Origin of the sequence: Paracoccus sp. Z118 (assembly GCF_019061185.1) — a bacterium.
Lineage (GTDB): Bacteria > Pseudomonadota > Alphaproteobacteria > Rhodobacterales > Rhodobacteraceae > Paracoccus.
Genome location: NZ_JAHQZU010000008.1, coordinates 134,943 through 154,132, shown reverse-complemented (window position 1 = coordinate 154,132; position 19,190 = coordinate 134,943). Strand labels below are relative to the sequence as shown.

Below are 19,190 nucleotides of genomic sequence, written 5' to 3'. Positions count from 1 at the left end.
CTGAGAAACCGGCTGCCAGCGGATCGCTTCTCGCCCGTCCGACCGATCAAGCCGCCATCTCGGCGCAGCCGAACGCCTTAATCAGACGTTCCTTAAGGCGCTTCTCTTCGATATCGCGAAGTTTACGGTGAAGGTAGGGTCGATGGTCGTAGCCGTCGGTCGCCGGATCGTTGCCTTGGCTGTTTGGCTGACAGAAAATACGCCAAACATTCTTCTCGGGGTTGGTGTTGCGCTTGCGCTCAGCACTCTACTTGGGGCTGTTCCGATTCTGGGTGCCGTATTAAACGTCTTTCTCTCAAAACTTCTGCTGCTAATTGGGTTCACCGCAGGGGCGATTGAAGACATCCGCATGCACGCCATGAAGGATGCATTGGACAGGGTTGCAGCACGTTTTGCGCCTCTCAAGGACGGGCTTGCGGCATGAGCAGCCTGACAAATGAAGAGCAGATCAGCAGCTTCGACAGCGTCCGCCGAGTGGTGTCCAACGACATCAGGTTCAAGGCGCGCCTTGGTATTGGAGAGGATGCATATAAATCCCTGAAACTTGGTAATAGTGCAGCAGATCTATGGGATATTGGCGGTGCCGCTGGCACTGGTGCTGCGATTGCTCAGTCACAAATGGTTGCGGGCTCTTTTTTCGTGAAGACCGGGCTGCTTTCATCACTGGGAATTGTATCTGCAGCCACGCCCGTAGGTTGGGTAGTCGCAGCAGCGGTCGCGACAGGGGGAGCGTATTACGGGGTTTCGCGTTTGTTTAGAAGCTATGCGGGATCTCGCGTCGACGTGGTCCCCAATTTCCTGAACACTCCTCTTGATGTGCTCGGAGCATCGTTGCTCGACTTGATCGGCTCGCTCGCGATCAAGGTTGCGATAATCGATGGGAAAATCGAGATTTCCGAGAGGCGGGTGATCGAAGACTATTTCATTCAAAACTGGGGATACGATTCGGAGTATGTCGTTCATGCGCTCGATGTGCTTGAGCAGAACGCCGACAAGGCCAAGCTCACCGACATGACGTCTGCCTTGGCCGACTTTGTTCGGGCCAACCCCGACTGCAAGTTCAAGGCGATCCAGTCAGAGGTCAAGCTGATGCTACATGAGATCGCATCAGCTGACGGGAAGCTCGACGAGCGCGAGGAAATGGCAATCGAACGGATCGTCAGCTCTTTAGAACAGCAGAACTCTCTCGCTGCGTCCCTGTCAAGGACAACGGCAGGTGCGGTTTCCTCGGCCTCTTCCGCCGCTGGCTGGCTGGGTGGTAAGCTCAAGGGAAGCCGCAGCAGTAGCTGAGGCACGGACGTCGAGCCAATCAAAAAAGGCGGGGCCTTGGCCCCGCCTTCGAGCTTCACCGCGCAAACTTCTTGTACTTCACCCGCTTCGGCTCGATGCTGTCCGGCCCAAGCCGGCGCACCTTGTCCGCTTCGTACTGCTCGAAGTTCCCCTCGAACCACTCCACATGCGCGTCGCCTTCAAACGCGAGGATATGCGTGCACAACCGGTCCAGGAAGAAGCGGTCGTGCGAGATGATGACGGCGCAGCCGGCGAAGTCCTCCAGCGCGGCTTCCAGCGCCTGCAGGGTTTCCACGTCAAGGTCGTTCGTCGGTTCGTCCAGCAGCAGGACGTTGCCGCCCGATTTCAGCAGCTTCGCCATGTGGACGCGGTTGCGTTCGCCGCCTGACAGCAGGCCCACCTTCTTCTGCTGGTCGCCGCCCTTGAAATTGAACGCCCCGGCATAGGCGCGGCTGTTCATCTGCGCGTCGCCCAGATCGATCACCTCGGCCCCGCCGGAAATTTCCTCCCAGACGGTCTTTTCGGGGTTCAGCGCATCGCGGGACTGGTCCACGTAGGACAGCTCCACCGTGTCGCCGAAGGTGATCTCGCCCGCGTCGGGTTTCTCCTGCCCGGTCAGCATGCGGAACAGTGTCGATTTGCCGGCGCCGTTCGGGCCGATCACACCGACGATGCCGCCCGGCGGCAGGGCGAAGTCCAGCCCTTCGATCAGCAGCTTGTCGCCAAAGGCCTTGGTCAGCCCCGTCACCTCGATCACCTTGCCACCCAGCCGAGGGCCGTTCGGGACGATGATCTGGGCGCTGCCGACCTTTTCGCGCTCGGATTTTGACGCCATTTCATTGTAGGCGTTGATCCGGGCCTTCTGCTTGGCCTGCCGCGCCTTGGCGCCGGCGCGGATCCATTCCAGTTCGCGTTCCAGCGATTTCTGCTTGGCCTTGTCCTCGCGCGCTTCCTGTTCCAGCCGCTTGGCCTTCTGTTCCAGCCAGGCGGAGTAATTGCCCTCGTAAGGAATCCCCCGCCCGCGATCCAGTTCCAGAATCCAGCTCGTGATGTCGTCGAGGAAATAGCGGTCGTGCGTCACCACCAGGATCGTGCCGGGATATTCGATCAGGTGCTTCTGCAGCCAGGCGATGGTTTCCGCGTCGAGATGGTTGGTCGGCTCGTCCAGCAGCAGCATGTCGGGCGCTTCCAGCAGCAGCTTGCACAGCGCGACGCGGCGGCGTTCGCCGCCTGACAGCGTTTCCACGTCGGCATCGTCGGGCGGGCAGCGCAGCGCCTCCATCGCGACATCCACCTGCGAATCCAGATCCCATAGGTTCTCGGCGTCGATCTCGTCCTGAAGCTTCGCCATCTCGTCGGCGGTTTCGTCCGAGTAGTTCATCGCCAGTTCGTTATAGCGGTCCAGCTTGGCCTGCTTGGCCTTGACCCCTTCCATGACGTTGCCGCGCACGTTCAGCGCCGGGTCGAGCTGCGGCTCCTGCGACAGATAGCCGACGGTCGCGCCCTTGGCGGCCCAGGCCTCGCCGGAGAAGTCCTTGTCGATGCCGGCCATGATCCGCAGCAGGGTCGATTTCCCGGCGCCGTTGACGCCGACGACGCCGATCTTGACGCCGGGCAGGAAGTTCAGGCGGATGTTTTCAAAGGTCTTCTTGCCGCCCGGATAGGTCTTGGACACGCCGTCCATGTGATAGACATACTGATACGAGGCCATGAGCCGCTCCTGTTCGCTTGTTGGAGGGGTATCTAGGCCATCGGCGGGCCAAGTTGAAGCGGCGCCACGCGGGACGCGGCGCCGCGCAGCGCCTTAATCGGTCAGGTCGCGGTCGAGGAAGGCGCGGATCTGCTCGCCTGCCTGGGCGATGTTCAGGACCCCGTCTAGATGGCCGCGTGTGCCCTCGATCTCGACCACCTCGACGGGCGTTCCGTCCGAGCGGATGATGCTGGCGGCTTCGCGCACCGCGTTGCCGGGGAACACCAGATCCTCGTCGGTGTGGATGATCATGGTCGGCACGTCGATGGCCAGCAGGCCGTCGAACGGGTTGTCGCCGCCTCCGGCGACGAAAAGCTGGTTAGCCTTGATGAGATACAGAAGGTGGTTTGCGTCCGAGGTCGCGGCCCGCGCCGCGCCGCCATCGTTCAGCGTCTTCACCACGGCGAACTCGTTGTCGAAGCTGGCGGCGGGGTCTGCCCCTTCCTCGGCCCACTCGCGGCCGAAGGTGCCGTTGGTCCATTCCGCCGAATTGGCGTGCAGCGTCACGATCTTCAGCGCCTGCGCGAGGCCGTCGTCGGGCGCGGTGCCGCCGTAATAGTCGCCGCCGTTCCAGTTCGGGTCCAGCCGCACCGGCGCGCCCCAGATATCCAGCCAGGCGATCAGGTCCGCATCGGCCCAGCCCGAGGCGATCACGGGGATCACCCGCTCCAGCCGGTCGGGATAGCGGGCCGCCCAGTCATAGGCCTGAAGCCCGCCCATCGACGGGCCCATGACAACGTGCCATTTCTGGATGCCGAGTTGGTCCATCAGCCCCTTCTGCGTTTCCACGAAATCGCCGATGGTGACGATCGGGAAATCCATTCCCCACGGCTCGCCCGTCGCTGGGTTGATGCTGGCCGGGCCGGTGGTGATGACCGTCTCGCTATTCGCGCCGAGATTCACCGGCGTATCGGCGGACACGACGAAGTATCCGTCGGTGTCGATCGGCTTGCCGGGGCCGATGATCGCGTCCCAATAGCCCGGCGCGGCATCATCCTCGGCGTATTTCCCGGCTGCATGGGAATTGCCGGAAAAGAAATGCGTGATGAGGATGGCGTTGTCTCTGGCCTCGTTCAGCGTGCCGTAGGTCTCGTATCCCAACGTCATTTCCGGGATCGTCTGCCCGCCCTCGGTGACGAAATCCGTCAGCGTGAATTGCTGCTTCTCGACGATCTCGTCCAGCGCGAATGCAGGCCCCGCCAGCCCGGCCAAGGCGCCCGCAAGTATCAGTTTATGCATGGATCGCTCCCTCTCTCCCTGCGCGGGAGTAAACCGGGGCACCCTTCACCTGTCCAGCGCGGCGAGCGTCCTCAGCGGATCTGCGCGGCGAAATCGCGGCCGAACTGCGTCTCGATGAAGGCGAACTGATGTTCCATCTTCGCCCGCAGCGCCGCGCGGGCCTCGTCGGGCACCGACAGCGCCGAGGTCGAGGCGAAGACCTTGTGGCCGAGGTTGCGGTAGTCGTGCGCCGCAAGGTCGAAGAAGCCTTCGATCTGCCGCATCACGCCCAGCGGATCGGTGGCGATGCGGCCGAAGGGGATGCAGAGCAGCCGGTCGGGGCCGAAGCGGGCGTTCCAGCGCGGCACAAAGGTCGCATAATCGCCGCGGTCGAGCAGCACCGGGTTCTCGATCTCGGTCATCCACTCGTCCAGCGTCGCCGGTTTGCGGCCCGCGCGGGTCAGGTTCATCTTCAGTTGGCTGACGGCGCGGTCCACCGGATGGCGGATCAGATAGACGAACCTAGCTTTCGGCAGGAATTTCGCGACGAAATCCACCCCCTCGTCGGGCAGGGTCGAGTATTCCGGCGTCACGTCCAGCGGCTTCGCACCGTCCGGTGTGGGGGCGAAGACCTGCTTGTACCAGTGATTGGTGAACATCTCGCCCTTCGTGATCCGGTCGAGATAATCAGCGAGCGCCGCCGGCATCTGTTCGCCCTTCGCCTCGTAGCGTTTGGCGATGTTCTGCTTGCCGCGCCGGAAATGCCACGGCAGCCATTTGCGGTGTTCCGGCACGAAGCGGTGGTTGAAGAACTGCACCTCCTTGAAGGGCGGCGACCAGACCTGCGGGTGCTGGGCGAGCATCTGGCTGAGCCAGGTCGTCCCCGCCTTCTGCGCCCCGATGCCGATCAGGTCGGGCTTGCGGGGCTTGCCATCGGGGTTCCAGCCCGCCGTCACACCGTTCCCCAGAGGTCGTATTCGGACGCCTCGTCCACCGTCACCTCGACGATATCGCCGGGCGACAGCGCCTCGAAGCCCTCGTCGATGAACAGGTTGCCGTCGATCTCCGGCGCGTCGGCCCTGGTGCGGCAGGTCGCGCCGTCCTTGTCCACGCTGTCGACGATCACTTGCTGGCGCGTCCCGACCTTCGCGGCCAGCTTCGCGGCGGAGATCGCCTGCGCCTTTTCCATGAAGCGGTTCCAGCGGTCCTGCTTCACCGCGTCCGGCACATGATCCGGCAGATCGTTGGCGCGGGCGCCACGCACGTTTTCATACTGGAAGCAGCCGACGCGATCCAGCTGCGCCTCGTCCAACCAGTCGAGCAGATACTGGAACTCCGCCTCGGTCTCGCCGGGATAGCCGACGATGAAGGTCGAGCGCAGGGTGATGTCCGCGCAGGCCGCGCGCCAGGCCGCGATCTCGTCCAACGTCCGGGCCGACGCCGCGGGACGGGCCATGCGCTTCAGCACGTCCGGGTGGGCATGCTGGAAGGGAATGTCGAGATACGGCAGCACCAGCCCATCCGCCATCAGCGGGATCAGGTCGCGCACATGCGGATAGGGATAGACGTAATGCAGCCGCACCCACGCCCCCAAGGACCCGAGATCACGGGCGAGGTCGGTGATATGCGCGCGGTGGCCGCCTTCCGTGGCGAACTTGCGGTCCACCCCGTAAGCCGAGGTATCCTGCGAGATTACCAGCAGCTCGCGCACCCCTGCCTCAACCAGCTTTTCGGCCTCGCGCATGACCGCATGAGCGGGGCGGCTGACCAGCTTGCCGCGCATGTCGGGGATGATGCAGAACTTGCAGGCGTGATTGCAGCCTTCGGAGATCTTCAGATAGGCGTAGTGGCGCGGCGTCAGCCGCACGGACGACGCGGGCAGCAGGTCCACGAACGGATCGGGCGAGGGCGGCACCGCCGAATGGACGGCGTCCAGCACCTGCTCGTATTGATGCGGGCCGGTCACGGCCAGCACGCGGGGATGGGCGCCGGTGATGTAGTCGGGCTCGGCACCGAGACAGCCGGTCACGATCACCCGGCCATTCTCGACCAGCGCCTCGCCGATCGCGTCCAGGCTTTCCGCCTTGGCGCTGTCGAGGAAGCCGCAGGTGTTCACGATCACGGCATCCGCGCCCTGATAGTCGGGGCTGATCGCGTAACCCTCGGCCCGCAGGCGGGTCAGGATTCGCTCGCTGTCCACCAGCGCCTTGGGGCAGCCGAGGCTGACCATGCCGATGGTCGGCTGGCCCTCGCGCGGGCGATCGACGGGAATGGCGGCGCGGGCGAGGTCCGGGCGCAGGATCGGGGGGTTCTGGGTCATGGGCGCGCATATAGCGTGCGCGAGCGCCCGCGCAAAGCGCCTGCTCGCCAGATCGTGCGTTGCATCGGGCGGACGGCGCGTCAATGTCGCGCCATGTCTCGGATTGCCCTTCCCCGCCACCGCTTTGTGCCGCGCATCCTCGCGGCTGCCGCCCTGACGCTTGCCGGCTGTGTCGCCGCCGGACCCACCGCGGGACCGGCGCAGGCGCAAGGCCGGGGCGAGCCCATCGTCCTGATGAACAACAAGGGCGGCAACGTGCTGCAGGCGATCTCGCGCCGCGAGGATCTGGCGCGGTCGGGGCGGCCGGTCGAGGTGCGGGGCTACTGCCGCTCGGCCTGCACGATCTACATCACGCTGCCGAACGCCTGCCTGGGGCCGGGCGCGACGGTGGGGTTTCACGCCCCGCGCATCCCCGGCACGACGATCGTGCCGCCGATCGTGGACCAGTTGATGGCGCAGTATTACCGGGGCGGCATCCTGCGGAAATGGCAGAACGAATGGCGCCATTCGCTGGAGATGAGCAAGATCTCGGCCGCCGAATACAAGCGGCTCGACCCCGAGGTCCGCATCTGCAAATAAGCGTCAGCGCGGCGGCAGCGACAGCCCCGCATCGCCCATCAGCCGGTCCGACGCATCTTCCACCAGCGGCTCGACGTTGGGCAGCAGCTCGGCGGGCGGCTGGCCGGGGGGAATGGGGTCGAGGAACTCGATGACCGCGACACCGGGGCGGACGCGCAGCCCGTCCCTGGGCCAGAACATGCCGGCATTGGTTGCGACCGGCTGACAGGGCAGGCCGGAAGCCGCATACAGCGTGACCACCCCCGCCTTCCACGGCCGCCGCTCGCCGGGTTTCGTGCGGGTGCCCTCGGGATAGATGATGAGCTGGCCGAGCCCGCGCCGCATCGCCTTCTGCACCGCCGCCACCATCGCCGCCCGCGCCGCCGGGCCGCGGGCGCGGTCGATTGGAACCGAGCCGACCTCGCGCGCGAACCAGCCCATGATCGGCACGCGCATGATCTCCTTCTTCATGATGAAGGCGCGCTGCGGGCAAGCCTGCGCGATGGCGAGGATGTCGAGGAAGCTCTGATGCTTGGCCGCCACGATGCAGTCGGAAACCGGCGGCGTGCCGCGCACCTCGACCCGGACCCCGTAATGCCAGCGCGCGGCGCGGAGCATGTAGCCGATCCACACCTCGGACACGCGCAGCGCACCCGTCCGCCCCTGCCGCATGGCCTTGGGCAGGCCCCAAAGACCGATGACCAGCGTCGCGAGACCCACATGAACGTAATAGCTGGCCGCGCGCAGCCACCACAGCGCCGGCAGCGGCCCCGGCTGATAACCCGGTCGCGTCATCGCACCTCGCGCAGCATCCGCAGCGCGGCGCGGCGGGTGGCGAGGAAGCCGACCGCCCCGGCGACCGGCGGGATCAACAGCGGCAGCAGCCAGCCCCAGCCTTGAAAGCCCAGCCCGGTCAGGAACCCGCCCGCAGCGTTCAGGTCGGGCAGCGCGGCGATGGCGAGCATCCCCAGCGCCGTGCCCCCCGCCGCCCCCAGCGCGGCCCGACGGGTGAAGCGGCGCACGAAGGCGGTGGCGATGGTGATGTCGCGCGCCCCGATCAGCCGCAGGACGTGGATCACCTGCCCGTTCGCCGCCAGCGCGGCGGTCGCCGCCAGCGTGATCATCGCCGTGGAGACCGCGCCGATCAGCACCAGCGACAGCCACCCCAGCACCCGCAGCCGGCTCGCCGCCGACACCAGCGGCTTGCGCCAGGCGGTATGGTCGTCCAGCACCGCGCCCGGCGCCTCGGCCTCCAGCCGCAGCTGCACGGCCTCGTGGTCGAAGCCGGACCGGGCCATCTCGACCTCGACCAGCCGCGGCACCGGCAGCGCGTCAACGGGCATGTCGGGGCCGAACCACGGAGCGAGCAGCGCCTCGACCTCCTCGGCCGGCAGGGCGCGGGCGGTTTCGACGCCCGGCGTCGTCCGCAGCACCTCCAGCACGGCGTTCGTGCGGGCGTCGAGCGCCTCGGCCGGGGCGGTCACGCGGATCGTCGCGGTCTGCGCCAGCCCCTCGGCCCAGCGGTCGGCCAGCCGCCCCGTCGCCAGCGCCAGCGCCAGCGCGAAGACCGCCAGAAACGCCATCACCCCGGCGCTGAAGACCGTCAGCCGCGCGGTATGGCCAGTCGGCGGCACCACCCGGTCGGCGATCCCGCCCTCGCGCCGGGTCATGCCGCGCCACAGCGTCGCCGTGCTGACGCCCTTGATCCCGCCCGCCGGCACCCGGAAACCCTGAACCCGCCGCCCCAGCTTCACAGGTCGGCCCCCGCCTGCTGGAGCCGTCCGCCCGCGATCCGCAGCACCCGCGCCTGCACGTGGCTTTTCGCCGCGCGGACCAGATTGAGGTCGTGGGTCGCCAGCAGCACCGTCTTGCCCGAATGGTTCAGCTCCACCAGCAGTTGCAGAAGCCGCATCGACATGTCCCAGTCCAGATTGCCCGTCGGCTCGTCCGCAAGGATCACGTCCGGCGACAGGATCACCGCCCGCGCCAGCGCCGCACGCTGCCGCTCTCCGCCCGACAGTGACGGCGGCAGGGCGCGCGACTGCGGCGTCAGCTGCACCCAGGACAGCAGGTCGCGGATCGCCTGCATGTCGATCGGCTGGGCCGAAACGGTCAGCGGCAGGGCGACATTCTCGGCCACGGGCAGATGGTTGAGGAATTGCGTATCCTGATGCACGACCCCCACCCGCCGCCGCAACGCGGCAATGCCGTCGCGGTCCAGCCCCGCGACGTTCTGCCCGAAGGCGGTCACGGTCCCCGAACTCGGCAGCAGATCGGCATAGCAGAGGCGCAGCACCGTCGTCTTGCCCGAGCCGGACGGCCCGGTCAGGAAATGGAACGACCCCGGCGGCAGGCTCAGCGACAGGCCGCGGAACAGTTCGGTCCCGCCCCCATAGCCGAAGGTGACGTCCTGCATGTCGATCAACGGGTCCTCCTTCCGGCCCGGCGGGCGGTGTTCGCGCCCCGCTTCGCGCGGAGCCTTGCGGGCGCCACGCTTGGCGACCGGACGGGGCGTTGATAGAACGTCCCCGCGGCGAATGCCAGAAACAGGCGGGTCGGAATTGCCTGCGTCCGCGCGGGACACGAGGGGAAGGAACGGAACGTCATGCGGCTGACCTGCCCGCGCTGCGGCGCGCAATACGAGATCGACGGCTCGGCCATCCCGGCCGCCGGGCGGGCGGTGGAATGCTCGGCCTGCGGGCATGTCTGGCACCACGCGCCCGCGGCGCAGGGCGGAGGTGCAGCGCGGCCCGCGCAAGCCGCGGCGCGCGGGGGCGAGCCCCCTGCGAGCGCCCCCGAACCCTTCGTCGCATCCGAGCGGCCGCAGCTTCACCGCCGGCTCGACGAATCGGTGCTGTCGGTCCTGCGCGAGGAAGCCGCGCGCGAGATCGAGGCGCGGCGGCGCGACGTCGCACCGGACGCGGAGCAGGACGATCCCGATTACTCGCCCCCGCCGCTGCCCGCGCCGGGCACCGACCCGGCGACCGATGCCGCAACCGACATCGTCCCGCCTGGAGGGACGCCCGAGGAGCAGCTCTGGCCCGCCACGACCCTGACCCACGCCGCGCCGCCCGCCTCGGCCAACATCCTCGCCAGGCGGCTCGAAGCCGAGCTGGAGGCGGAGCCCGCCGAGGATGGGCAGTCCGAGGAAACCGCGCGCGAGCCTGCGCGTCCGCTTTCGCCGGGTCCGGCCGGGCTCCCGAATCCGCCCCCCGCCAGCGCGCCGCCTCAGGTGGACGAGGTCGGGCCGCCCGCCGACACCATCACCGCTCCGGCGGATCCGTTCCCGACACAACGCCCGCCGATGATCGCCCGCGTGGTCTCGGCCCATGCGCCGGTGCCGAATGCCGGCCCGTCCGCCGCGTCCCCGCAGACCGGACCGGTCTCTGCTCAGCCGCAGCACACGCCCAAGGGACGGCACAGCGGCTATGCCGCGGGCTTCGGCCTCGCGGTCATGGCGGCGCTGATCCTGCTGGCCCTTTACGCGCTCGCGCCCCGTGTCGCGGACCAAGGCGAACTCGGCGCGCGGCTCATGGACTATCGCGCCGAAGCCGACCGGGGCCGCGCCTGGCTGGCGGGCCGGGCCGACGCGCTGGTGTCGGGGATGCGCGAGTGAGCCGCGCCGACGGAGATCGGCGGAGCTGAGCCGCGTCGCGCGGGCATCGACCGATACCACCGTGATGGTGCGGCCGATCCTGCGCTGATGGGGGCGGGCGTGTGGCGCAAGGCACGCCGCGGCACCAAGGCGTGGCGGGCCTCGCTCGAGTCAAGCGGATGAGCGAGCGATGGGTCGCCACGCGAACGGCATTGCTGCCCGATTCCGGCACTGCCCCACACAGACCCGCGATACGTCCCGTTGCCGCCAGCACGGCGCCGAGTCAGAACCGATCCAGCAGCCGTCCCAGATAATCGCGCTCCTCGCGCGGGCGGTCCGCCTCGCCGGTCCTGCGCCGGATTTCGTCCTGCAGATCGCGGGCGCGCTGGTTCGGGTCGCCCCCTTCGGCGAGCGGATCGCCGGTGGTGATGGTGCCGCCCTGCCCGCCCATGTCGCGGCCCAGCGGATCGGTCGGCGGCAGGCCGGGGCGCGACGTGCCGTCGCCGCCCCCCTGCCGCGCGCTGCCCTCGGCCGCCGGCGTCTGCCCGTCTGCCCCCTGCTGCTGCGCCCCCTGCTCGCCGGACTGGCTGCGCCCCAGGTCCGACAGCGCCCGCATCCCCTCGCGCAGGGCCTCGATCGCGTCGGCCTGGCTGTTGAGCGAGCCGGCGGGATCGCCGCCCCGCAGCGCCTCCTCGGCACGTTCCATCGCCCGGCCGGCTTCGTCGAGCCGCTCGCCCGCCGCTTCGCCCTCGGGCGTGCCGCGGCCGGGCAGAAGGCCGCGCTGCCGCCCGAGCTCCTCGCGCAGCGCCCGTTGGCGGTCGGCCAACGAGCCGCCCTCGTTCCCCTCGCCGCCGGGCTGCGGCTGACCATCCTGACCGGGCGCGCCCTGACCCTGCGGCCCGCCCTGTCCCTGCTGCGGATCGCCGCCCGGCTGACCCTGCGGCGGCGATGGCATTCCGAACGGGTTATCCTGCGCCTGCCGCATCGCGTCGTCGGCAAGGTCCTGCTGCTGCTGCAGGGTGTCGTTCAGGCGCTGCATGGGCCGCGACTGCCCGTCGCCCTCGCCGCCCTGCGAACGCGAGACCTGCAGGTTCTCCATCATGCGGTTGAACTGCTCCAGCAGTTCCTGCGCCTCGGCCATCCGGCCCTCGTTCATCAGGCGCTGTATTTCATCCATCATTTCCTGGATCTGGTCGCCGGTGATCGTCCGCCCGTCGCGCGGCGAGCGGTCGAAGCGGTCGGCGGGGTCCTCGCCGCGCTCGGCGAGCATGTCGGTATAGGCGTCCGTTGCGGCCTTCAGCTCGTCCATCAGCTTCTGGATCTCGTCCGGGCTGGCGCCATTGCGGATCGCCTCGGACAGCCGCTCCTGCGCCTGCTTCATCCGCGCCAGCGCGTCGTCAAGCCCGCCATCCTCGATCTGCACGGCAAGCTGCCACAGCGCGTCGGCCAGATCGTCGCGCGCCTCGGCGCTCAGCGGCCCGGATTCCAGCGTCCCGATCGCGGCGCGGATGCCGGTCAGCGCCTCGTGCGAGAGGTCGGGCGCCGCCCCCTCGGGCTGCCAGCTGATCGCCCGCAGAAGCTGCGCCGTGCGGGGCGCATTCTCGCGCGACCAGAGCAGGTCGCGCCGCAACTCGATCAGCGCCGCCGCCGCGGGGTCGAAGAAGCGGCGGCCCGGCAGGTCCATCCGTTGCGGCGCGGTTTCGCCAGTCTGGCCGATCCCGTCGCTGACGTGAAAGACCACCGTCACCGGCAGGTTGGCCCATGGATGCCGGGCAAGGTCGGCCGAAAGCCGCCCGCGCACATCGCGCCGCTGCCCCGCGCCCGGCAGGGCGAGGTCCAGCGCCACCGGCTCGCGCGGCTCGGGCGCGGTTTCCAGCCCGAAGCGGCGGTCCACGGTGCCAAGGTCGAGCGAGATGATGGCCTGCCCGCGCTCGACCCCATTGTCGTCGATGGCCGAGAAATCCTGCACCAGCTGGCCGTCGGCGCGGCGCTCCGGCACCCGGCCGGTGGCGACCTGCGGCGCGTCGTCCGGCTGCACCCGCACCGGCAGTTCGCGGCCGGCGACGGTCACCGTCCCGTCGCGCTCCGCAGCGAAGCGAGGCGCATCGGCCGGGGCGTCCTCGGCGGGGCCGATATCCTGCGTCACGGACGCCCCGCTGCCATAGAGGCGGAAGCTCAGCACCGTGCCCTCCGGCAGTTCGACCCCCTCACCCTCGGGGACGGCGTTGAGATAGATCGTCGGGCGGCGGGTATAGGCGGGCGGCGCGGCCCAGCCTTCCCAACTGGGGCCGGTCGGCGCAGGCGTTGCGGCGCCGGGCAGCGGACGCGAGCCGGATGCGAGCGCGGCCAACCCGCCGCCCATCTGCGCCGCGCCGCCGAACAGCACCGCCATCGCCACCCCGGTCAGCGCCATCAGCCGCAGGCCGAAGGGATCGCGCCGGCGCAGCCCGGCATCGGGCAGGACCGGCCGGGCATTCTGGGCGGCGCGCTGCATCCGCGCGAGATGCGCCCGCCAGAGCGCCTGCGCACCGGGATCGCGCTCGCCCAGCGCCATCCTGTCGTGCAGCGCCGAAAGCGGTGCGCCGGGAAGGGTTTCATCGACGCGGGCCAGCGCGGCCGCGCGGCTGGGGCGGCGAAAGCGCATCAGCCCCCAGGCGGCGGCAACCACCAGCGCCGCGCCCCACGGCACCGCAGCGGCCAGGGCCCAGCTTCCGGGCAGCGCCGCGACCAGCCCCAGCGCCAGCGCCGCGAGGCCCAGCGCCAGCAGGCTCAGCGCGGGCCAGAAGACGCGCAGCACCGCTTCCCACCACAGCCCGGCCAGGGTGAGCCATACCGCCCGGCGGGCGGCGCGTGGCTCGGGGCCGGGCGTGTGGCGGTCTAGAGCCATGGCGGGATCACGTCGCGGGCCAGCATCTCCTCGATGCTGGGGCGGGGGCGGATGACGGCGAAGCGGTCGCCCGCGACCAGCACCTCGGGCACCAGCGGGCGCGAGTTGTATTCCGACGCCATCACCGCCCCGTAAGCCCCAGCCGAGCGGAAGGCGACCAGATCGCCCGCGCCCAGCGCCGGAAGCTCGGCCCCGCGCGCGAAGGTGTCGCCGGTCTCGCAGACCGGGCCGACCACGTCCACAGGCGCCACCTCCGCGCCGGTCCGCGGCTCGATCACCGGCACGATGTCGTGATGGGCGTCATACATCGCCGGGCGAATGAGATCGTTCATCGCCGCGTCGAGGATCAGGAAATCGCGCCCCTCGCCGTGTTTCAGATAGATGACCCGCGACAGCAGCACCCCGGCATTGCCGACGATGTTGCGGCCCGGCTCGATCTCGATCTCGCAGCCGAGATCGCCGACCGTCTCGCGGATCACCTGCCCGTATTCGATCGGCAGGGGCGGGGCGGCGTTGTCGCGGCGATAAGGGATGCCGAGACCGCCGCCCATGTCCAGCCGCATGATCGGGTGGCCATCGGCGCGCAGGACGCGGCAGAGCTGGGCCATCTTGGTGTAAGCCTGCCGGTAGGGCTCCAGATCGGTGAGTTGGCTGCCGATATGCATGTCGATGCCGATGACCTGCAGCCCCGGCAGCTTGGCGGCAAGGGCATAGACCTCGCGGGCGCGGGAAATCGGGATGCCGAACTTGTTTTCCGACTTGCCGGTGGCGATCTTGGCGTGGGTCTTCGCGTCCACGTCGGGATTGACGCGCACGGCGATCGGCACCGTCGCGCCCATGCTGGCGGCGACTTCGGAAAGCAGCGTCAGCTCCGGCTCGCTTTCCACGTTGAACTGGCGGATGCCGCCCTCGACGGCGAGGCGCATTTCCTCGCGCGTCTTCCCGACGCCGGAGAAGACGATGCGCCCGCCCGGCACCCCGGCGGCGCGGGCGCGGGCGTATTCGCCCCCCGACACCACATCCATGCCCGCGCCCAGATCGCCCAGCAGCTTCAGCACCGCGAGGTTCGAGTTCGCCTTGACCGCGAAGCAGATCAGATGGTCCGTCCAGTCCAGCGCCTGCTGAAACAGCAGGAAATGCCGCGTCAGCGTGGCCGTCGAATAGACATAGACGGGCGTTCCCACCTCGTCGGCGATGCGGGAAAGGGGGACATCCTCGGCATGAAGCCGACCGCCGGAGTAGTTGAAGTGGTCCATCAGACGATCCTGGCCGAACGGAGGAAAAGATATAAGGGCAGCGCGCAGCCCAATCCAAGCAGCAGCGCCGGCAAGGTCAGCAGCGCGGCCCAGTTGCGGCGCACCATCGTCTCGGCCAGGCACCATATGGCCAACGCCGCGACCGCCGCCCAGTCGGCCCCGCGCGGCGGGGCGACGCCGCCGCCAATGGAAACGCCCGCGCCGATCAGCGCGAGCGTCAGCCATGCGAGGCGAAGCGGGGTCAGGTCAGCGCGCACGCGGCTCCAGTCCGACCAGGTCCGAACCCGACAGCGACACCGGCGCATGCCTCTGATTCGGGTTGTAGATGTAGGGTTTCGTCGAGACGACCGGGATCTCCTCCATCTGGCTGCCGCTGGGGCTGCCGCAGGCCGCAAGCCCCCCCAGCACCGCGAGAAGTCCGATCCCTTTGCCCATTCCGGCGATCACGTTCATGCTGCTCTCCTCAAGACCGGCGCGCATTCTGCGGCGCGCCTGAATGGGGCAATTCTGCCGCGCATCCACGGATTTGTGAACCGCAGCCTGCACGCGCCGCGCGTTCGTGATCAGATCCGGCTGACCATGCCGATGGCCGCCTCGCCACTGACGCTGAGCCCCAGCGGCGCAGCCGAGGCGGTATTCCCCTGCGTCCGCGGCGTGTCGGGCAGCGGGGCGACGGGCGGGCCATCGACCCCGCAGGCGGAAAGCGCGGCCAGTGCGGCGACGGCCGCGAAGCGAACGGTCATGCCCATGCCTTCATCATCCCCTTCCAGCGCGCGACCTGCGCCCGCACCTGATCGGGGGCGGTCCCGCCATAAGACTGGCGCGACGCCACCGAATTATGAACCCCGAGCACGTCATACACATCATCCGTTATCGCCGGGTTAACGGATTGCATGTCCGCCAGCGACAGATCGGGCAGATCGACGCCGCGCCCTTCCGCCATCGCCACAAGCGCCCCGGTCGCATGGTGGGCGTCGCGGAACGGCAGCCCCGCCTCGCGCACCAGCCAGTCGGCAAGGTCCGTGGCGGTCGAGAACCCGCTGGACGCGGCCGCCTCCAGCCGGTCCCTGTTCACGGTCAGGTCGCCGATCATCCCGGTCATCGCCGCCAGCGCCAGCATCAGCGTGTCGGCGGCGTCGAAGACCTGCTCCTTGTCCTCCTGCATGTCCTTGGAATAGGCCAAGGGCAGGCCCTTCATCACCGTGAACAGCGCGACCGTCGCGCCCAGGATGCGCCCGATCTTCGCGCGGATCAGCTCGGCGGCATCCGGGTTGCGCTTCTGCGGCATGATGCTGGAGCCGGTGGACCAGCGGTCGGACATGGCGACGAAGCGGAACTGCGCCGACGACCAGATCACCAGCTCTTCCGCCAGCCGCGACAGGTGCATGGCGCAGATGCTGGCGGCGGCGAGGAACTCCAGCGCGAAGTCGCGGTCGCTGACGGCATCGAGGCTGTTGGCGGTCGGCCGGTCGAAGCCCAGCGCCTGCGCCGTCGCGCGGCGGTCGATGGGAAAGCCCGTGCCCGCCAGCGCCGCCGAGCCGAGCGGGGATTCATTCATCCGCACACGCGCGTCGCGGAAGCGCGTCAGATCCCGCCCGAACATCTCGACATAAGCCATCATGTGATGCCCCCACGTCACTGGCTGGGCGGTCTGCAGATGGGTGAAGCCGGGCATCACCCAGTCCCCCCGCGCCTCGGCCTGCGCTACAAGCGCACCGATCAGCGCCTGAAGGCCCCCGATCGCAGCGTCGCACTGGTCCCGCACCCACAGCCGGAAATCCGTCGCCACCTGATCGTTCCGCGACCGGGCGGTGTGCAGCCGCCCCGCAGGCTCTCCCACCAGCTCCTTCAGCCGCGCCTCCACGTTCATGTGGATGTCCTCCAGCGCAGTGCTGAAGCGGAACTGGCCGCTGTCGATTTCTGACATGACCGTGAGCAGGCCTTCCCGGATCGCGTCCGCGTCGCTATCCGTGATGATGCCTTGCGCCGCCAGCATCGCGGCATGGGCCCGGCTGCCCCGGATATCCTGGGCGCTCATCCGTCGGTCGAACCCGATCGAGGCGTTGATCGCCTCCATGATCGCGTCCGGCCCCGCGGCGAAGCGCCCGCCCCACATGCTGTTCGCGGTCTTGGGGGTCTGGGGCGCGTCGGTCATCGGTTCGTCCTTTACGAAAGGTCATGTCGTGCTGCGGTCCATCCTTTATACGTCGCTGCTTATCGCTGCAAACGCGGGCCTCGCGAGCGCCGGTCCGGTCGATTGGGACGCCGCGCGCGAAGCCGGGCTGGCGAAGCTGACCGACGGCGCGCAGGAGGTTCCGGACATTGCCTTCAAGGATGCGGACGGCAACGAGGTCACGCTTGCCGACTGGCAGGGCAAGGCGCTGCTGGTGAACTTCTGGGCCACCTGGTGCGCCCCCTGCCGCGAGGAGATGCCGTCGCTGGATTCGCTGGCCGAACAGCGCAACGGCGAGGATTTCGAGGTGCTGACCATCGCCTCGGGCCGCAACCCGCCGCCCGCGATCCGCAAGTTCCTGGACGAGACGGGGGTCGAGAACCTGCCGATCCTGACCGACGAGCGGATGGCGCTGGCCCGCGCCATGGGCGTCATGGCGATGCCGGTGACGATCCTGATCGACGCCGAGGGGCAGGAGGTCGCGCGGATGATCGGCGACGCCGACTGGGCCTCGCCCGCCGCGATCGCGGTGGTGGATCAGCTGCGGGCCGACTGATCAGACCTGCCCGTGCCGATGGCAGCAGGTGAGGTGGTCGTTGACCATCCCCGTCGCCTCCATGAAGGCATAGGTGATGACCGGGCCGCAGAAACGGAACCCCGCCTGACGCAGCGCCTTTGACATGGCGCGCGATTCGGCGGTCTCGGTCGGCACCTCGGCGTGGGTGGCGAAACGGTTGAGCACCGGCTCGCCGCCGACGAAGCGCCACAGGAAATCCGAAAAATTGTCCCGATCCTCGATCGCGAGCCAGGCGCGGGCATTGCCCACCGCCGCCTCGATCTTGCCGCGATGGCGGACGATGCCGGGGTCCGAAAGGGCGCGGCTCACGTCGTCTTCGGTCCAGCGGGCCAGCCGCTCGGGATCGAAGCCGTCGAAGACGCGGCGGAAATTGTTACGCTTTCTCAAGATGGTGATCCAGCTCAGCCCCGCCTGAAAGCCGTCCAGAACCAGCTTTTCAAACAGCGCCCGGCCGTCCCGCTCGGGCACGCCCCACTCGATGTCGTGATAGGCGACATAAAGCGGATCGGTGCCGCACCAGGGGCAGCGCAGCGGTAGGGCGTCAGTCATGGTCCGTTAACCTCATCGGCAGTTTTCGCCGCACGTTTACGGCATCTTAGCGCATTGTCGTCAGGCTGCATCCATGAATGGAAGGAGGCCAGCGTGTCCCGATACGACGTTCCGGCAGATCATGGCCCGGCAGAAAATGGCGGCGTGCCGCGCACATCGCCCATCGACTTCGCGCTCGACCAGCAGGCGCGGCTGACGATCGCGACCGTGCGCGATTCCGTCATGCGCCGCGACGGGGTGCTGGCCTTCCAGCCGGTCGTGCAGGCTCACCGCCCCGACCGGCCCGCCTTCTACGAAGGGCTGATCCGCATCATCGACGTGACGGGACGCCTGATTCCCCTGCGCGACTTCATGCCGAAGGTCGAAACGACCGAACTTGGCCGGCAGATCGACTGCCTCGCGCTGGCGCTGGGGCTGCAGACGCTGGCGCAGGAATCCTCGCTGCGGCTTTCGGTGAACATGTCCGCGCGGTCCATCGGGCACGAGGATTGGGCGCGCACGTTGGCCGACGGGATCAGAGGGCGCGAAAGCATCGCGGAGCGGCTGATTCTCGAGGTGACGGAAAGCTCGGCGATGGAGATGCCGGATCAGGTCCGCCGCTTCATGCACGACCTGCAGGGGCGCGGCGTCAGCTTCGCGCTGGACGATTTCGGAGCGGGCTACACCTCGTTCCGTTATCTGCAGGACTTCTGCTTCGACATGATAAAGATCGACGGGCGCTTCATCCGCGGCATCGCCGAGCATCGGGACAACCAGGTTCTCGCCCGCGCGCTGCAATCCATCGCCCATCACTTCGACATGTTCACCGTCGCCGAATCGGTCGAGACGGCCGAGGACGCCGCCTTCCTGATCGGGATGGGGGTGGACTGCCTGCAGGGCTATTATTTCGGCGCGCCGACGATCGTGCCGCCATGGCGCTCGCCCAACCCGACCGGGCGCAGGGTTCAGGCGGGGGGTTAGCAATGCGGCAACCCACCTTCCCGGCAGACCGAAACGGCCAACGCGGAACATGAATTC

20 protein-coding genes are annotated in these 19,190 nt (G+C 68.5%); 6 read left to right on the top strand and 14 right to left on the bottom strand.

Translation table 11 applies throughout. The features are described from left to right. Positions 1 to 142: 142 nt before the first annotated feature. Together KTN05_RS09310 and KTN05_RS09305 are read left to right on the top strand one after the other, a co-directional pair. The gene (locus KTN05_RS09310) at positions 143 to 424 is read left to right on the top strand and encodes a hypothetical protein (RefSeq protein WP_217329109.1); all 282 of its coding nucleotides are present in this window, start codon (positions 143 to 145) and stop codon (positions 422 to 424) included. Next, a complete protein-coding gene (locus KTN05_RS09305) occupies positions 421 to 1,290 on the top strand; it encodes a TerB family tellurite resistance protein (protein WP_217329108.1) in 870 nt (289 codons plus the stop codon). Before KTN05_RS09310 ends, KTN05_RS09305 begins: the two co-directional genes overlap by 4 nt. Positions 1,291 to 1,345: 55 nt before the next feature. Here KTN05_RS09305 and ettA read toward each other — a convergent pair whose 3' ends face one another. From ettA to rimO, 4 genes are all read right to left on the bottom strand, one after another. Then, positions 1,346 to 3,001, bottom strand: coding sequence for an energy-dependent translational throttle protein EttA (gene ettA, locus KTN05_RS09300; RefSeq protein WP_217329107.1), 1,656 nt, complete (start codon positions 2,999 to 3,001; stop codon positions 1,346 to 1,348). A 93-nt stretch (positions 3,002 to 3,094) separates the two neighbouring features. Beyond that, complete coding sequence (locus KTN05_RS09295) at positions 3,095 to 4,279, bottom strand: homoserine O-acetyltransferase (RefSeq protein WP_217329106.1); 1,185 nt, start codon at positions 4,277 to 4,279, stop codon at positions 3,095 to 3,097. Positions 4,280 to 4,350: 71 nt separating this feature from the next. Beyond that, a complete protein-coding gene (locus KTN05_RS09290) occupies positions 4,351 to 5,214 on the bottom strand; it encodes a sulfotransferase (protein WP_217329105.1) in 864 nt (287 codons plus the stop codon). Beyond that, the gene (rimO, locus tag KTN05_RS09285; protein WP_217329104.1) at positions 5,211 to 6,578 is read right to left on the bottom strand and encodes a 30S ribosomal protein S12 methylthiotransferase RimO; all 1,368 of its coding nucleotides are present in this window, start codon (positions 6,576 to 6,578) and stop codon (positions 5,211 to 5,213) included. The genes KTN05_RS09290 and rimO overlap by 4 nt, the downstream gene beginning before the upstream one ends. A gap of 93 nt (positions 6,579 to 6,671) precedes the next feature. On the opposite strand from rimO, the gene KTN05_RS09280 reads away from it, so the two are divergent. Further along, positions 6,672 to 7,157 (top strand): hypothetical protein, encoded by a 486-nt coding sequence (locus KTN05_RS09280; RefSeq protein WP_254368094.1) that lies wholly within the window; start codon positions 6,672 to 6,674, stop codon positions 7,155 to 7,157. A gap of 3 nt (positions 7,158 to 7,160) precedes the next feature. Here KTN05_RS09280 and KTN05_RS09275 read toward each other — a convergent pair whose 3' ends face one another. The 3 genes from KTN05_RS09275 to KTN05_RS09265 all read right to left on the bottom strand — a co-directional run bounded on the left by KTN05_RS09275 (position 7,161) and on the right by KTN05_RS09265 (position 9,561). After that, complete coding sequence (locus KTN05_RS09275) at positions 7,161 to 7,931, bottom strand: 1-acyl-sn-glycerol-3-phosphate acyltransferase (protein ID WP_217329103.1); 771 nt, start codon at positions 7,929 to 7,931, stop codon at positions 7,161 to 7,163. Continuing rightward, the gene (locus KTN05_RS09270; RefSeq protein ID WP_217329124.1) at positions 7,928 to 8,806 is read right to left on the bottom strand and encodes an ABC transporter permease; all 879 of its coding nucleotides are present in this window, start codon (positions 8,804 to 8,806) and stop codon (positions 7,928 to 7,930) included. Before KTN05_RS09270 ends, KTN05_RS09275 begins: the two co-directional genes overlap by 4 nt. An 80-nt stretch (positions 8,807 to 8,886) precedes the next feature. Continuing rightward, positions 8,887 to 9,561: a cell division ATP-binding protein FtsE gene (locus KTN05_RS09265; RefSeq protein WP_217329102.1), complete on the bottom strand. Its 675-nt coding sequence runs from the start codon at positions 9,559 to 9,561 to the stop codon at positions 8,887 to 8,889. A 180-nt stretch (positions 9,562 to 9,741) separates the two neighbouring features. Between KTN05_RS09265 and KTN05_RS09260 the strand changes: the two genes are divergently transcribed. Continuing rightward, the gene (locus KTN05_RS09260) at positions 9,742 to 10,752 is read left to right on the top strand and encodes a zinc-ribbon domain-containing protein (RefSeq protein WP_217329101.1); all 1,011 of its coding nucleotides are present in this window, start codon (positions 9,742 to 9,744) and stop codon (positions 10,750 to 10,752) included. A 262-nt stretch (positions 10,753 to 11,014) separates the two neighbouring features. Here KTN05_RS09260 and KTN05_RS09255 read toward each other — a convergent pair whose 3' ends face one another. The 6 genes from KTN05_RS09255 to argH form a co-directional block, all read right to left on the bottom strand. Continuing rightward, positions 11,015 to 13,618 (bottom strand): DUF4175 domain-containing protein, encoded by a 2,604-nt coding sequence (locus tag KTN05_RS09255; protein ID WP_217329100.1) that lies wholly within the window; start codon positions 13,616 to 13,618, stop codon positions 11,015 to 11,017. Next, positions 13,609 to 14,874 carry a diaminopimelate decarboxylase gene (gene lysA, locus KTN05_RS09250; protein WP_217329099.1) on the bottom strand — a complete coding sequence of 422 codons (1,266 nt, stop codon included), beginning with the start codon at positions 14,872 to 14,874 and terminating at the stop codon, positions 13,609 to 13,611. Before lysA ends, KTN05_RS09255 begins: the two co-directional genes overlap by 10 nt. Then, positions 14,874 to 15,131: a DUF2834 domain-containing protein gene (locus tag KTN05_RS09245; protein ID WP_371823317.1), complete on the bottom strand. Its 258-nt coding sequence runs from the start codon at positions 15,129 to 15,131 to the stop codon at positions 14,874 to 14,876. Before KTN05_RS09245 ends, lysA begins: the two co-directional genes overlap by 1 nt. Then, a complete protein-coding gene (locus KTN05_RS09240) occupies positions 15,121 to 15,327 on the bottom strand; it encodes a hypothetical protein (RefSeq protein ID WP_217329098.1) in 207 nt (68 codons plus the stop codon). Before KTN05_RS09240 ends, KTN05_RS09245 begins: the two co-directional genes overlap by 11 nt. A 110-nt stretch (positions 15,328 to 15,437) precedes the next feature. Continuing rightward, positions 15,438 to 15,617: a hypothetical protein gene (locus KTN05_RS09235; protein ID WP_254368093.1), complete on the bottom strand. Its 180-nt coding sequence runs from the start codon at positions 15,615 to 15,617 to the stop codon at positions 15,438 to 15,440. After that, positions 15,614 to 17,029: an argininosuccinate lyase gene (gene argH, locus KTN05_RS09230; protein WP_217329096.1), complete on the bottom strand. Its 1,416-nt coding sequence runs from the start codon at positions 17,027 to 17,029 to the stop codon at positions 15,614 to 15,616. The genes KTN05_RS09235 and argH overlap by 4 nt, the downstream gene beginning before the upstream one ends. A 28-nt stretch (positions 17,030 to 17,057) precedes the next feature. Here argH and KTN05_RS09225 point away from each other — a divergent pair, with 28 nt between their 5' ends. Next, the gene (locus KTN05_RS09225) at positions 17,058 to 17,603 is read left to right on the top strand and encodes a TlpA disulfide reductase family protein (protein ID WP_217329095.1); all 546 of its coding nucleotides are present in this window, start codon (positions 17,058 to 17,060) and stop codon (positions 17,601 to 17,603) included. Here KTN05_RS09225 and KTN05_RS09220 read toward each other — a convergent pair whose 3' ends face one another. Next, positions 17,604 to 18,173, bottom strand: coding sequence for a DNA-3-methyladenine glycosylase I (locus KTN05_RS09220; RefSeq protein ID WP_217329094.1), 570 nt, complete (start codon positions 18,171 to 18,173; stop codon positions 17,604 to 17,606). Positions 18,174 to 18,317: 144 nt separating this feature from the next. On the opposite strand from KTN05_RS09220, the gene KTN05_RS09215 reads away from it, so the two are divergent. Continuing rightward, positions 18,318 to 19,133 (top strand): EAL domain-containing protein, encoded by an 816-nt coding sequence (locus KTN05_RS09215; protein WP_371823320.1) that lies wholly within the window; start codon positions 18,318 to 18,320, stop codon positions 19,131 to 19,133. Positions 19,134 to 19,190 lie beyond the last annotated feature (57 nt).

What these genes read in the sequence shown, in the direction of transcription:
- KTN05_RS09240 (WP_217329098.1), bottom strand. Translation starts at nt 15,327, where the DNA reads ATGAACGTGATCGCCGGAATGGGCAAAGGGATCGGACTTCTCGCGGTG.
- KTN05_RS09305 (WP_217329108.1), top strand. Translation starts at nt 421, where the DNA reads ATGAGCAGCCTGACAAATGAAGAGCAGATCAGCAGCTTCGACAGCGTC.
- KTN05_RS09235 (WP_254368093.1), bottom strand. Translation starts at nt 15,617, where the DNA reads ATGACCGTTCGCTTCGCGGCCGTCGCCGCACTGGCCGCGCTTTCCGCC.
- KTN05_RS09255 (WP_217329100.1), bottom strand. Translation starts at nt 13,618, where the DNA reads ATGGCTCTAGACCGCCACACGCCCGGCCCCGAGCCACGCGCCGCCCGC.
- lysA (WP_217329099.1), bottom strand. Translation starts at nt 14,874, where the DNA reads ATGGACCACTTCAACTACTCCGGCGGTCGGCTTCATGCCGAGGATGTC.
- KTN05_RS09295 (WP_217329106.1), bottom strand. Translation starts at nt 4,279, where the DNA reads ATGCATAAACTGATACTTGCGGGCGCCTTGGCCGGGCTGGCGGGGCCT.
- KTN05_RS09280 (WP_254368094.1), top strand. Translation starts at nt 6,672, where the DNA reads ATGTCTCGGATTGCCCTTCCCCGCCACCGCTTTGTGCCGCGCATCCTC.
- KTN05_RS09275 (WP_217329103.1), bottom strand. Translation starts at nt 7,931, where the DNA reads ATGACGCGACCGGGTTATCAGCCGGGGCCGCTGCCGGCGCTGTGGTGG.
- ettA (WP_217329107.1), bottom strand. Translation starts at nt 3,001, where the DNA reads ATGGCCTCGTATCAGTATGTCTATCACATGGACGGCGTGTCCAAGACC.
- argH (WP_217329096.1), bottom strand. Translation starts at nt 17,029, where the DNA reads ATGACCGACGCGCCCCAGACCCCCAAGACCGCGAACAGCATGTGGGGC.
- KTN05_RS09310 (WP_217329109.1), top strand. Translation starts at nt 143, where the DNA reads ATGGTCGTAGCCGTCGGTCGCCGGATCGTTGCCTTGGCTGTTTGGCTG.
- KTN05_RS09260 (WP_217329101.1), top strand. Translation starts at nt 9,742, where the DNA reads ATGCGGCTGACCTGCCCGCGCTGCGGCGCGCAATACGAGATCGACGGC.
- KTN05_RS09270 (WP_217329124.1), bottom strand. Translation starts at nt 8,806, where the DNA reads ATGACCCGGCGCGAGGGCGGGATCGCCGACCGGGTGGTGCCGCCGACT.
- KTN05_RS09220 (WP_217329094.1), bottom strand. Translation starts at nt 18,173, where the DNA reads ATGACTGACGCCCTACCGCTGCGCTGCCCCTGGTGCGGCACCGATCCG.
- rimO (WP_217329104.1), bottom strand. Translation starts at nt 6,578, where the DNA reads ATGACCCAGAACCCCCCGATCCTGCGCCCGGACCTCGCCCGCGCCGCC.